We start from the raw sequence: 12,970 nt of genomic DNA, 5'->3' as shown, positions 1-12,970 counted from the left end.
AAAGTGATGCTCCGGCCCCGGAATGCGCACCGAGATGTGGGTGAAGATCAAATCGGTCATGCGAAAGTGCGCAATCAAGCGGTAACAGGCCGCCAGTTCTTCACGCAGACGTTGCTCTGTCGATGTCATGCCAGGGTGACCTCTTTCACAGTGCAATCTTCCAGCCCTTGCCCCAAGGCCTCCCAGCCATCGAAGCCGCGACGAGCGATGAACACCAGGCGTGTGGCGTTGGCCCGGGCGTCATCCAGTGCCGGCAGAAACTGACTGCGGGTGCCGACATGTTGCAGCCAGTGCGCCGTGCTGCCCGGCGACAGCAGCACCAAGCCTTTGACCCGGAATACATCGCTGGGCAGTGCCTTCAACCAGCCACGCAAGCATTCGACGTCGAGGGCCGCGTTGCTCTGCCACAACCAGCTGCTGAACATCTCACCGTGATCGCCGTCGGAAACCCGCGTCAGCGGTTTCAGCGCCCGGGGCTCAAGGTCCAGGTCGGTATCCAGCCACAGCGCATCGGGCAACTCGGCTTGCACACTTTCATGCACACGCGTCCTGGCGCCCAATGCATCGCGCAGCGCTCGCAGCTGTGATTCATCGACCAGGTCGGTCTTGTTCAACAGCAACAGGTCGGCAGCCGCCACCTGCGCCCGAGCCAGGCGTGCGTACTCACCATCAAGTTGCAGATGACGGGTGGCGTCGACCACGGTGATGACCATGTCCAGTTGCATCTGGCTGCGCAGCTGTGGATAAGCCAGGGTCTGCACGATGCGCTGCGGATCGGACACACCGCTGCACTCGATGACGATGCGCTCCAACCTTGGTTCAAGCTGCGCCAGGCTGGCGAGCTGCGCCAGCAGGTCTTCCTGCACGGTGCAGCAGATGCAGCCGTTTTGCAGGCTGTACACAGCGTCGGTGACTTCGGAAACGATGGCCGCATCGATGTTCAGCTCACCGAAATCGTTGACGATCACCGCCAGCCGACTGCCTTCGGCACGGCGCACCATGCGGTTGAGTAGCGTGGTTTTACCGGCGCCGAGAAAACCCGACACCACGGTCACAGCGATACGTGGGGAAGTCATTCTGCCTTGCCCTCCAGCACCGGTGGTTCGCCCTGCCAGACGGCTTTGAGCCCGACCGCTTCCAGTGTTGAATTGCGGTCGTAAACCAGTTGCCCTTCAACGAAGGTCAGCAGCACCTGAGTCTTGTGAATGTAGTTGCGCGCCGGTGCGGCGAACAAATCGCGGTCGATGACGATCAGGTCCGCCGACTTGCCCACTTGCAGGCTGCCGGTGCTGTGCTCCAGGCCCATGGCCACGGCGCCGTTGCTGGTGATCACGGTCAGCGCCTGTTCGAGGCTGATCGGGTCACCGAAGCAGGCCGGGTCGTCGTTCCATGGGTTCTGCCGGGTGATCATGGTTTCCAGCGCCAGCCACGGGTCGATGGACGCCACCGGCCAGTCGGTGCCCATCACCGCTGTGCCGCCGGCGGCGAGTACGCCTTTGAAGTCGTAGATGCGCTTGAGTCGCTCCTGACCGTAACCGGAACGCGCGCCGCTGGCGAACGGCGTCGGGTACCAGGCGGCCGGGGAAAATTCGGCGATGACATTCAGCTCCTTGAAGCGCGGCAGGTTGCCGGGGTGCAGCAAGGTGCTGTGGGCGCACTGGTGGCGCACACCGCTGAAACCGTTGCGACGACGGGCCTCGGCCACGGCATCGAGGAACACGTCGGAGGCGCCGTCACCGGTGCAGTGGGCGATCACGCGGATGCCCTTGCGGTCCATGTCCACCACCATGTCGGTGATGTGTTCCGGGGTCAGGTTGAGCTTGCCGCGCCAGCTCGATTCCTGCGGCCATGGCGTCAGCAGGTACGAAGACTTCGGCTCGACCGTGCCGTCGAAATGGAACTTCACCGCGTTGGCACTCAGGCGCGCGCTGCGGTAGTAGTGACGCTCGCCGGCCAGAAGTTCCCAGCGACGACGCACCGGGAAAATGTCGTCCTGCCAACTGATCGCCGCTTCGATGCGCACCGTCAGTTCGCCGCTGTCGTCCAGTTCCTTCAAGGCTTGCAAACGCTGTTCGCAGACGTGCACGTATTTGCTCGCCGTGACGCCGCGCGAGCTCTGGAAGTGCACGCCATCGCGATAGGCGCGGCGCAACACGCTGACCGGCGTCGGTGGCATGGCGGCGTGGATCATCGCGTAGGCGCCGTCAATCATCAGGCCGGTGGGTTCGCCGGTCAGTTCGTCACGCTCGAAATAACCGTTGCGCGGGTCGGACGTGTGGCGGTCGATGCCCGCCAGTTCCAGGGCCTTGGAGTTGACCATCATGGTGCCCCACATGCGGTCGAGCAGTGCTACCGGGCGGTCCGGCATGACGCTGTCGAGCCACTCGCGGCCCGGCGTCAAACCCGCCTCGCGGAAGGTGTAGCGCACCCAATATTGGCCATAGATCCAGCCGTCGCCGGGATGGCTGTCGGCGTAGGCGAGGATGCTTTCACGCAGCTGTTCCGGGGTCGGGTCTTCGATGCCGACGTCGAGGTCATCGGCGTAGCGTGGCGCCAGCGCGAGGTCGGGGTGCGTGTGCATGTCGTGCAAGCCCGGCATGCAGAATGCGCCTTGCAGGTCGTGCACGCGGGTGTTCGGCCCCTTGTACATCTCGATCTGGCCGAGGCTGGCGACCCCGATCAACTTGCCGTCGCGGATGGCCACGGCCTCGGCCCACGGGTTGGCCGGGTCCTGGGTGTAGATACGCCCGTTAGCGAGGATCAGGTCGGCGTAGGTCCCCTGCACGGAATGGGTAGAGGAAAAGTTATCGGACTCAGCCATGTAAGCCACCTTTGAGTTCAGGAGATTGAAAGGTCTGCCGGACGTTGTACGTGTCGGCGACCTGAAAAATTGTTGTTTTAGTCAGCCAGAAACGTTGTGGCGTCGACCTCGATCATCACCGGTTGGCTGGTGTTGCCGAGTTGCCCGAGCAGCTCGCGCAAACCGTGCAGATTACTCACCCGGTGATGGGCAACGTGGCAGCTCTGCGCCAGCGCAGCGAAGTCCGGCGTGAGGATGTCCACCCCCAGCAACGGCACCGCCTTGGCATTCATGTAGTCGCGGATTTCGCCGTAGCTGCTGTTGTTCCACAGCAGCAGGATCACGCCGACGCCCGCCTCTTTGGCGGCGATCAGTTCGGCGCTGGAAAACTGCAAGCCACCATCGCCGACCAACGCCACCACCGGGCGCAGTGGTCGGGCCAGTTTGGCGCCGATAGCGGCGGGCAAACCGTAGCCGAGGGTTCCGTAGCCGCTGCCGGCATTGAACCAACTGTCAGGGGTTGGCGCGCGATAGCCGAGGGCGCCCTGGTAAACCGGTTGAGTCGAATCACCGACGATCAGCGGCTGCGGCAAGTGATCACGGACCGTATCGAGCAAGGCTTGCATGTGGTTCTGCTGCGCGTTCCAGCCAGCCCGTTCGATGGCGTTGACCCGGCTCACCCGCTCGCCCGCCCAACCGGCAACAGCCTGACGTTGTGGCAGTCGCGCCAGCAGCGAACGCAAGCCCTGTCCGGCATCACCGAGCAATCCGACCGTAGCGGTTTGCACGCCAAGCACTTGCATCGGGTCGATGTCCAGACGAATCAGCGGCGCCTTGAACACCAGTGGACCGAGGCCGAAAAAGTCATAGTCGGTTTCCCCCAGTTCGGTGCCGACAGCCAACACCACGTCGGCCTCGGCGAACAGTTCGCGACCATGGGCCGACGACTGCACACCGTCGAGCAGCAAAGGATGTTCGGGAGCCAGCAAACCACGGCCGTTGGTGGTCAACGCCACGGGGGCCTGAAGACGTTCGGCGAGCGCGGTCAGGACTTCAGCGGCCCGGCGTGCCCCGCCACCGGCGAGGATCAATGGACGCTTCGCGTTGCTGATCAGCGCCACCGCAGCATCGATGGCTTCCGGCGCCGGGGCAGGTGCTGCCGGTAACGGACGCGGGCGCAGGTCCAGACCTTCGGCAGACATTTCCAGCACATCCAGCGGAATCTCGATGTGCACCGGCCGCGGCCGCGTACAGCCAAACAAGGCAAACGCCCGCGCCAGCACTTCCGGCAATTGCGCCGGGTGCTGCAACGTATGGCTGAAAGCGCAGACCCCGGCGACCAGCGCGCGCTGATCCGGCAGTTCATGCAGGTGACCATGGCCCAGGCGCAGGTGTTCGCGACGGTTGCAGGTGGAGATCACCAGCATCGGCACCGAATCCGCATAGGCCTGGCCCATGGCGGTGATGATGTTGGTCATGCCGGGACCGCTGATGATGAAGCACACCCCGGGCTTGCCGCTGGCCCGGGCATAACCGTCAGCCATGAACCCGGCGCCCTGTTCGTGGCGCGGGCTGACGTGCTTCAGGCGGCTGCCGTGCAAGCCGCGATACAACTCGACGGTGTGCACGCCGGGAATGCCGAAGACGGTTTCAACGCCATAGCCTTCCAGCAACTGAACGAGCGCCTGGGCACAACGGGGCATGCAGCACCTCCTGGATAAAGGGCCACAGTGGCCCAACGACGAATGGGGCTAGTATTGTTGAATCAACCGATACAACAATCGATTTTTTTTGGCCTGACTGTTCGATTTACGTCACCATACCGAGAGCAAACGGTGAACCTGTGGCGAGGGAGCTTGCTCCCGCTCGGTTGCGCAGCAACCGCAATGGTGGGGGCCGCTGCGCGCCCCAGCGGGAGCAAGCTCCCTCGCCACAGGGGCTCAGCGTTTGCCTGCTTCTTTCAACTTTCAGCGGGATGATTTATGCGTTTTCCTTCGATGACAGCCCTTCGCGCGCTGGATGCGGTTGCCCGCACAGGCAGCGTGTCGATCGCAGCCCGTGAACTGAACCTGACCCGCAGCGCCATCAGTCACCAGATCAGCAAGCTTGAGGAATGTGTCGGTTTCGCCCTGACCGAGCGCATTGGCCGGGGCATCGGCCTGACGTATCAGGGCGAACGCTATGCGCGGGAAGTGCACGGGATTTTGTTGAACCTGCTGGACGCCGGGCAGTTGATCGACGATCAGGAGATTTCGGGCCGGTTGTGCGTCAGTTGCGCGCCGGGGTTCGCCACCTATTGGTTGTGTCACCACATCGGTGCATTCCTGCGTCAGTACCCGCAGGTGCAATTGCAGTTGATCTCGCCGCGGACACCGGACGACACCAACAACCCCAACACCGATCTGTTCATTGCCTACGGCATCGGCGACTGGCCGGAAATGGTCGTTGAAGAGATTGTGGCGCTGCGCTTTTTCCCGGTGTGCAGCCCGCGTCTGATCAACGCATTGAGCGGGCTGAAAAACCCGCAGGAACTCAGCGCCTACCCGCTGCTGCACATGACCGACTACTCGGACTGGCGCGTGTGGCTGACCGCTGCCGGTGCTTCAGGGGTCAACGCGACGAGCGGCATTCTGTTTTCCGATGCGCATTGCGCGCAGTCCGCCTGCATTGCCGGCCAGGGCATCGCCATCGGCGACAACCTGATCAGCGGCGATGCCTTGTCCAAGGGTTTGCTGGTGCGTCCCTTCGACATTACCATCGACCTGCACCGTGGTTATTACCTGGTCGCCGACCCACAAAAAGCCGAGCGCGCGGTGGTCCAGGCCTTCAGCAACTGGGTCAAGACGCAGCTGCAGTCGTCCCACCAGACCTGGCAGGACACCCTTTAAAACTCGCAATACATCCCCCTGTGGGAGCGGGCTTGCTCGCGAAGGCGGCGTCACATTCAACCTTATTGGTGACTGACACACCGCCTTCGCGAGCAAGCCCGCTCCCACAGGGGAAGGCTCTGTTTCAGGGCCTCTGGGCTGCATGGAATCCCCGGCCAATTTGTTCAATAAAACTAACCAATACGAGCAAAATAATTCCATTGATGTAGCAATATTTTTAACAATAATAAGCCTCAAAGCCCGTTTCGGATTCGCATCCGTCCTCGTACGTCTTACGGGCAATAAAAAGAGGAACTCCATAGTGTCCAGCCGTTCAGCGATTCAGCTCAGCGCTCAAGGTATCAGCCAGTATTACGGCCGTTTCGCGGCGCTGGATAACGTCGATCTCGACGTTCGCCAAGGCGAATTTCTTACCCTGCTGGGTCCGTCCGGCTCGGGCAAGACCACCTTGCTGATGATCCTTGCCGGTTTCCTCAGCCCGACCTCGGGCAAGTTGATGGAACAAGGCGTAGACATCATCAAGCGCTCCGCCGAGAAGCGGAACTACGGCATGGTGTTCCAGGGTTATGCGCTGTTCCCGCACATGAGCGTGGCCGACAACGTGGCCTACCCGCTGCGCATTCGCAAAGTCGCGGCGGAAGAACGCAATCGCCGGGTCAAGCACATCCTTGAAGTGGTCGGCCTCGGTGCACACATGCACAAGAAACCCGCCGAGATGTCCGGTGGTCAGCAGCAGCGCGTGGCGATTGCCCGGGCGCTGGTGTTCGAGCCGGAACTGCTGTTGCTCGACGAGCCACTCTCGGCGCTGGACAAGAACCTGCGCGAACAGCTGCAAACCGAGCTGCAACGCATCCACCGTCAGGTCGGCACCAGTTTCGTGTTCGTCACCCACGACCAGAACGAAGCGTTGGCGCTGTCATCGCGCATCGCGATCTTCAACCACGGCAAGCTGACTCAGGTCGACACCCCGGAAAACATCTACAACCGCCCCGAGAGTCGTTTCGTCGCCGAGTTCCTGGGCAAGATGAACCTGTTCCCGCTGGACAACCTGACCCGCAACGGCCAGACCGCCAGCGGCCGTTGCGGCACCAACGTATTACACGCCCAGGCCCCGAGCGCACTGAGCCAGGCGCCGATCGTGCTGGCCGTGCGCCCCGAGCACATGGAACTGCACAGCGAGTGCCCGACCCGGGACGGCTACAACGTGATGCCCGCACAACTCACCGACAAGGTCTATCAAGGCTCCAGCACCCATCTGGCGCTGAAGGTCGGCGGCGATACGTTGCCGATCAACCTGTCCGTACCCGGCAATCACCCGGGCGCGTCGATGGCCAGTGGCGCTCCGGTGTGGCTGAGCTGGCCGGTGCAGCAAAGCTTCCTGCTACAAGCCTGAACCCCCAAAAAAACTGCGTCACAAAGCTCTCTTCCAATGACAACAAAAAGGCCGGTGTCCACGCAGACACCCGCCGCCTGAGGACTTGCCCATGCGCCAGGATCACCAACAAGACTGCATCGAAGTGCTTATCGAAAAGGCCCGCGACGGTCAGATCAACCGTCGCACCTTCATCCAGGCCATGGGCCTGCTGGCCGCGGTGCCATTGGCGCTGCGCAGCGGCATCAGCTGGTCGGCGGACAAGCCGCTGGTGGTGGTCAACTGGGGTGGCGATGCCCTCAATGCGTTCCGTTCGGCGTGGACCGATACCTTCACCAGGAACACCGGCATCCAGGTGCGCATCGACGGCGCCGGCCCGACCGAAGGCGCGATCCGCTCGCAACTGGCCAGCGGTCAACCGAGCTGGGACGTGGTCGACGTCGAGAGCTACAGCGCCATCGTGCTGGGCCGGGAAAAGATCCTGCAGCCGCTGGATTACAACGTGATCAAGCGCGATAAAGTGGCCCCGGCGCTCTCCTCCGATTTCGGTATTGCCAGCTACCAGTTCAGCTATGTCATGGCCTGGGACAGCGCAAAATTCGGCGACAACGGACCGAAGACCTGGGCCGATTTCTGGGACGTGAAGAAATTCCCCGGCAAGCGCACGCTGTACAAATGGATGAACGGGATGCTCGAAGCGGCGCTCCTGGCCGACGGCGTTCCGGCCGATCAGTTGTACCCGCTGGACGTGCCGAGGGCGATGAAGAAGATCGACGAGATCAAGCCTCACGTCCTGTCGTTCTGGAGCTCGGGTGCCGAGAGCCAGCAATTGATGGTCGACGGCGAAGTGTCGGTGGGCGCGATCTGGCACACCCGCGCCAAGCTGCTCAGCGAAGACACCGACAACCGCGTGCGCTGGAGCTTCGACAACGGCTTCATCAACTCAAGCAGTTGGGCCGTGCTGAACGGCAACCCGGGCGGCACGCAACCGGCCATGGAGTTCATCCAGCAAGCCTTGCAGCCTGAAGGCCAGCTCAAACTGTTTGAATTGCTGGGCAACGGGCCGTCGAACAGCGCCACGGAAAAACTGATGTCGGCCAAGCAACTGGAAGGCAACTGCGCGTCCGAAGAGAACCTGAAAAAGCAGATCGCTCTCAATGCCCAGTGGTACGCCGACAACTACTCCAAAGCCCTGGAAGAGTATCTGACGCGGTTGTCCAAGTGAGCCATTGACCATGACTACGACCCTGACCTCAACCCTGACCACCCCCAAGCCCCGCTTCAGTTCGCCGGGGCTGGAGCGCAGCATGCTGCTGTTACCGCTGCCGGTATTGCTGCTGGTCTTCTACGTGCTGCCGTTTCTCGGTGTGGTCGGCTGGAGTTTCTCGCTGCCCACTCCGGGCATCGAGCAGTACCAGCGCATCGCCACGGACCCGGCGATCCACGAGATGCTCTGGCGCACCTTGCGCCTGTGCATGACGGTCAGTTGCCTGGCCTTGGTGATCGGTTATCTGCTGGCCTACTGCTGGGTGTTCAGCCCGCCGTTCTGGCAGCGGGTGGTGGAGATCTGCATCTTCATCCCGTTCTGGATTTCGGTGCTGGTACGGGCCTTCGGCTGGTTGATCGCCTTGCGCAGCAACGGTGTGCTCAACAACGGTTTGATGGACATGGGCCTGATCGATCAGCCGCTGCAACTGAGCCGCAATGAAATCGGGGTAGTCATCGGCATGCTCCACGTGATGATCCCGTATGCGGTGTTCCCGCTGCTGTCGACCATGCGCCAACTGGATCAGCGTGTGCTCATGGCCTCGCGCGGCCTCGGTGCCGGTGCCTTGCGCACCTTCTGGCAAGTGCTGCTGCCGCAGACCCTGCCGGGCATTCTGGGCGCGTTCATCATGGTCTTCGTGTTCTGCCTGGGCTTCTTCATCACCCCGGTGCTGTTGGGTGGCGGGCAAACGGTAATGATCGCCGAGTACGTGTTCCTGCAAATGTTCCAGACCAGTAACTGGGGCCTGGGGGCGGCACTGAGCGTGGTGTTGCTGGCCCTGGTCAGCGCGCTGATCTGGGTGCTGTTGAAAATGACCCGCGTGAACCGACTGGTAGGCTGAGATCACTATGAATACCCATCGCACTAGCCTGAGTACCCGGCTGCTGGCCGTCGTCGCCATGGCCTTCATGCTGTTCCCGCTGCTGACGGTCATTCCGGTGTCGTTCACCAGCAAACGCTTCCTGTCGATGCCCGAGGGCAACTGGTCGCTGCGTCACTATGAGGCGCTGGTCAGCAACCCTGACTGGTTCCACGCCATCAGCCAGAGCCTGACCATCGCCTTCGCCACCAGCATCATCGCCACCTTGCTGGCGGCGAGTTTCAGCCTCGGCATCTGGTACATGCGCTCCAAATGGGCCACGGCGCTGATTGGCCTGGTACTGTTGCCGATGGCGATCCCGCCGGTGATTTCCGCGCTGGTGTTGTACTTCATGGAAACCAAACTCGGTCGCTTCGCGCCGGGCATGGGCTACGACACCCTGACCGGCGTGGTGATTGCCCACGTGATCATGGTGGTGCCGTACGGCGTGGTGACCATGTTGGTTGCGTTGAGTCAGATTGACCGGCGCATCGAACTGGCCTCGCGCAACCTCGGTGCCAGCCTGATGCAGACCACGTTCATGGTGATTTTGCCAAACCTGAAACTGGGCCTGGCCTCCACTGCCCTGCTGGGTTTTGCCCTGTCCTGGGAAGAAGTGGCGGTGACGCTGTTCATCACCAGCGTCAACGTCGACACCCTGCCCAAACGCATTTGGAGCGGCTTGCGCGATAACGTCGACCCGAGCGTCGCGGCAATTTCGGTGTTGCTGATCAGCCTGACCTTGCTGGTATTGATCGGCCGGTTGGTGGTTCAGCATCTGGCGGACAAGCGCGCGCAGAAGCTGCAGCACCGGTAAAACACCCATTTCTTTTGACGTAAGTATTACCTGTAGGAGCCGGCTTGCCGGCGAACCGGGCGACACGAGGTGTCAGATAGGCCGCCTTCGCTGGCAAGCCAGCTCCTACAAGGGGGGCGTGCAGTGATTTTGCCCGTTGGCCTGTTGGGTCGTGACAACACCGCCCCGGTCCAATAGATTAGTCGGCCTGAAAAAGCCCCCGGGCTTTCTCGCCCCTATTCAAGTTCAAAGAAGTAGTGAAATTTCAATGTCCGATTCCAATACCGCTGAATCCGTAGTCACCTTGTCGTCCAAAGCGGAATACGAAAACTCCATCAATCTTTCACAACACGTGCCCCAGGCGAAAACCATCAGCGAGATGGTCCTGGACGCTTTCCAGTCCACCCGCGAAAGCGACCAGATCCGCGAACTGCGCGCCGCGATCCGCCAGGCCCACGACAGCTTCGACGACGATAAAGCCTACGAACTGATGGGCGAACTCAAGCAGCTCAAGGATGCCGAGGCCGCCGACATCGCCGCCCTGGAAGACCTGAGCAGCAAATTTCCGATCAGCCGCATCCTGTCCAGCTTCAAGGACGATCCGGCCTTTCAGGAGATCGTCTACGGTCTGGCGCTGAAGGTGCTGAACCAGACGCACCAGGCCATCAGCAACCCGAGCGGCGGCAAGAGCAAAGCCGCCAAGGCCAAGAAAGAAGTCGAAGTGTTCACCATCAGCAAGGACGGCATCAGCGTCACCTTGCCGCTGCGCACCCCGCGCTCGCGCCTGAGCGTCGACCGTGAAGCCCTGGAATTCCTCGGTTTCACCTTCGTTGGCGAAGGCGACGAAGCGGAGCTGGAAAGCGAGACGTTCCTGGACAACAGCGGCGCCGAGCAAGCGGTCAACCGCAAGAACATCATCACCGCCCTGCAGCAGCAGACTGCGTTCGACGGCTATAGCATCGCCGCGCAGTAAGGTGCCCCACCCTGATCTGTGGTGAGAGGGCTGCCTGTGGCGAGCGAGCTTGCTCGCGCTGGGCTGCGAAGCAGCCCCAAACAATCTGACAACACTTGCCGATTGTTGTGAGTGCTGCGCACTCAAGCGGGAGCAAGCTCCCTCGCCACAGAGTCCTCAACGACTGACTCAAGGTCCTCAACGACTGACTCAAGGTCCTCAGCGACTGACTCAAGAGCCCCGCCATCAGTGCGGGGCTTTTTATTGCCCGTGATTCGGGCAAAACCGCGATTACTCTTCCAGTATCGACGCAGAACCACACTTCCCTTCACCCATGAGCACCACGGGTCCGCCTGCGGGGAGCGTCAACTCACTTTCCAGCCCAGACCTCAGTGGTGCAACTGCCGAGGTCATCATGAACACGACCCCCTTGTATCGCCAGTTGGCCAACCATTACCTGGACGCTATCCGCAGCGGCACCTTGAAAACCGGTGAGCGCTTGCCCTCGATCCGCTTGATGATGGAAAAACACGCCGTCAGCCTGTCAACCGCCGTACAGGTGTGCCGGGAGTTGGAAGACTATGGCGTGCTAGAGGCCCGGCCACGCTCCGGCAACTACATTCGCCAACCCGACACCGCATCCAAACCCACCCCGACGGCCTTGGCACCAGCACTGGATACCAGCGCTTATGTCGGCATTCACCAACAGGTGTCTGCGGTGCTCAAGGCCAGTCAGCGCGCGACGATCAAGGTCAATTTCGCCAGTGCCTACTGCGCGCCGGAGCTTTATCCGCTGAAGACCTTGCAGGACAACATGATCAAATCCCTGCGCTACGATGCAGGCCTGCTCGGCACCGCGGGCACGACCTGCGGCAGCAGCGCATTGCGCAACATCCTGGCCCGGCGGGCACTGGCCAGCAAGACCCACCTGGCCTCCGAGCGGATCGTGATCACCAACGGCGCCACCGAAGCGATCAACCTGGCCTTGCGTGCGGTCACCCGCCCCGGCGACACCGTGGCCGTGGAGTCGCCGACGTTCTACGGCCTGCTGCAAATTCTCGAAAGCCTGAACCTGCGGGTGCTGGAAGTCCCGGCCTCGGCCCATACCGGGCTCAATCTGCAGGCCCTGCAACGACTGCTGCAAGGCCCCGAGCGGATCAAGGCATTGATCGTGGTTCCCAACCTGCAAAATCCGCTGGGCAGCATCATGCCCGACGCCAACAAGGCACGGCTGGTGAAACTCTGCGCCGAGCACAACACCGTGCTGATCGAGGACGACACCTACGGCGACCTGGTGGACACCGAGCAGCCGTTATCCACCCTCAAACACTGGGACCGTACCGACAATGTGATTTATTGCGCCTCACTGAACAAAACCCTGGCACCGGGCATGCGCCTGGGCTGGATCAGTGCCGGCAAATGGCACGACCGCGTGGAGATGCTCAAGCATACGCAGTCCCGGAGTTGCGAAGCGTTATCGCAATTGGCGGTCAGCGAATTCATGCGCACACCGTCCTACGAACGTTACCTGCGCCGGTTGAGGAAAACCCTGACCGTGCAACGCGCGCAGATGAGCGCGGCAATCACCCGCTATTTCCCCATCGGCACCAGTGTGACCCACCCGCAGGGTGGCACGCTGTTATGGGTGGAGTTGCCTCGCCGGTATTCATCCATGGCGTTTTTTCACGAGGCGCTGAAGATCGGCATCCAGATTTCCCCTGGGGATATCTTTTCCAACACCGAGCGTTTCGATCACTTTGTGCGCATTGGCTGCGGCGCACTGTATACGCCGCGGATTGATGAGGCTGTAGAGACCTTGGGGCGCATCCTCAAGAATCAGGGCTCCCACATTTGATTGTTGTCATTCACCAATATTGTGTTCACCGAAAATCCCTTGTGGGAGCGGGCTTGCTCGCGAAGGCGTCAGCACATTCAACATTGATGTGACTGATGTAGCGCTTTCGCGAGCAAGCTGAACTGGCCTAATAATTCCGGACACCTCTTAAGGGCGATATGATTTCGCCAACTTGGAGGTT

General features: G+C 61.4%; 10 protein-coding genes and 1 pseudogene. 7 read left to right on the top strand and 4 right to left on the bottom strand.

All coding sequences use genetic code 11. The features are described 5' to 3' along the window. The 4 genes and pseudogenes from AC07XF_RS28190 to AC07XF_RS28175 all read right to left on the bottom strand — a co-directional run. A pseudogene (locus AC07XF_RS28190) lies at window positions 1–129 on the bottom strand (class II aldolase/adducin family protein); the annotation flags it as partial. Then, the gene (locus tag AC07XF_RS28185; protein WP_495029129.1) at window positions 126–1,076 is read right to left on the bottom strand and encodes a CobW family GTP-binding protein; all 951 of its coding nucleotides are present in this window, start codon (window positions 1,074–1,076) and stop codon (window positions 126–128) included. The gene AC07XF_RS28185 and the pseudogene AC07XF_RS28190, both read right to left, overlap by 4 nt. After that, window positions 1,073–2,821, bottom strand: a complete 1,749-nt coding sequence (locus AC07XF_RS28180) for an amidohydrolase (RefSeq protein WP_495029128.1) — start codon at window positions 2,819–2,821, stop codon at window positions 1,073–1,075. The genes AC07XF_RS28185 and AC07XF_RS28180 overlap by 4 nt, the downstream gene beginning before the upstream one ends. 77 nt (window positions 2,822–2,898) lie before the next feature. After that, window positions 2,899–4,503: a 5-guanidino-2-oxopentanoate decarboxylase gene (locus AC07XF_RS28175; RefSeq protein ID WP_495029127.1), complete on the bottom strand. Its 1,605-nt coding sequence runs from the start codon at window positions 4,501–4,503 to the stop codon at window positions 2,899–2,901. A gap of 279 nt (window positions 4,504–4,782) precedes the next feature. Between AC07XF_RS28175 and AC07XF_RS28170 the strand changes: the two genes are divergently transcribed. From AC07XF_RS28170 to AC07XF_RS28140, 7 genes are all read left to right on the top strand, one after another. Beyond that, window positions 4,783–5,688: a LysR substrate-binding domain-containing protein gene (locus tag AC07XF_RS28170; protein ID WP_495029126.1), complete on the top strand. Its 906-nt coding sequence runs from the start codon at window positions 4,783–4,785 to the stop codon at window positions 5,686–5,688. Between the two features lie 301 nt (window positions 5,689–5,989). After that, complete coding sequence (locus AC07XF_RS28165; protein ID WP_495029125.1) at window positions 5,990–7,081, top strand: ABC transporter ATP-binding protein; 1,092 nt, start codon at window positions 5,990–5,992, stop codon at window positions 7,079–7,081. Window positions 7,082–7,172: 91 nt separating this feature from the next. After that, window positions 7,173–8,285 (top strand): ABC transporter substrate-binding protein, encoded by a 1,113-nt coding sequence (locus AC07XF_RS28160; protein WP_495029124.1) that lies wholly within the window; start codon window positions 7,173–7,175, stop codon window positions 8,283–8,285. A gap of 10 nt (window positions 8,286–8,295) precedes the next feature. After that, on the top strand, window positions 8,296–9,168 hold the full coding sequence (locus AC07XF_RS28155; protein ID WP_495029123.1) for an ABC transporter permease: 873 nt from the start codon (window positions 8,296–8,298) through the stop codon (window positions 9,166–9,168). Window positions 9,169–9,175: 7 nt separating this feature from the next. Beyond that, window positions 9,176–10,003: an ABC transporter permease gene (locus AC07XF_RS28150; RefSeq protein ID WP_495029122.1), complete on the top strand. Its 828-nt coding sequence runs from the start codon at window positions 9,176–9,178 to the stop codon at window positions 10,001–10,003. Between the two features lie 247 nt (window positions 10,004–10,250). After that, the gene (locus tag AC07XF_RS28145) at window positions 10,251–10,955 is read left to right on the top strand and encodes a hypothetical protein (RefSeq protein WP_495029121.1); all 705 of its coding nucleotides are present in this window, start codon (window positions 10,251–10,253) and stop codon (window positions 10,953–10,955) included. Window positions 10,956–11,349: 394 nt separating this feature from the next. Then, entirely contained in the window at window positions 11,350–12,789 is a 1,440-nt protein-coding gene (locus AC07XF_RS28140) for an aminotransferase-like domain-containing protein (protein ID WP_495029120.1), read from the top strand. Window positions 12,790–12,970: the final 181 nt, after the last annotated feature.

This window comes from Pseudomonas sp. GW821-FHT01C01 (assembly GCF_059422645.1).
Note: the sequence above shows the minus strand (reverse complement) of the source record. Positions and strands in the feature narration are given on the sequence as shown.

Coding starts and splice junctions, on each gene's coding strand:
- AC07XF_RS28185 (WP_495029129.1), bottom strand. CDS start 1,076: ATGACTTCCCCACGTATCGCTGTGACCGTGGTGTCGGGTTTTCTCGGC.
- AC07XF_RS28180 (WP_495029128.1), bottom strand. CDS start 2,821: ATGGCTGAGTCCGATAACTTTTCCTCTACCCATTCCGTGCAGGGGACC.
- AC07XF_RS28175 (WP_495029127.1), bottom strand. CDS start 4,503: ATGCCCCGTTGTGCCCAGGCGCTCGTTCAGTTGCTGGAAGGCTATGGC.
- AC07XF_RS28170 (WP_495029126.1), top strand. CDS start 4,783: ATGCGTTTTCCTTCGATGACAGCCCTTCGCGCGCTGGATGCGGTTGCC.
- AC07XF_RS28160 (WP_495029124.1), top strand. CDS start 7,173: ATGCGCCAGGATCACCAACAAGACTGCATCGAAGTGCTTATCGAAAAG.
- AC07XF_RS28155 (WP_495029123.1), top strand. CDS start 8,296: ATGACTACGACCCTGACCTCAACCCTGACCACCCCCAAGCCCCGCTTC.
- AC07XF_RS28150 (WP_495029122.1), top strand. CDS start 9,176: ATGAATACCCATCGCACTAGCCTGAGTACCCGGCTGCTGGCCGTCGTC.
- AC07XF_RS28145 (WP_495029121.1), top strand. CDS start 10,251: ATGTCCGATTCCAATACCGCTGAATCCGTAGTCACCTTGTCGTCCAAA.
- AC07XF_RS28140 (WP_495029120.1), top strand. CDS start 11,350: ATGAACACGACCCCCTTGTATCGCCAGTTGGCCAACCATTACCTGGAC.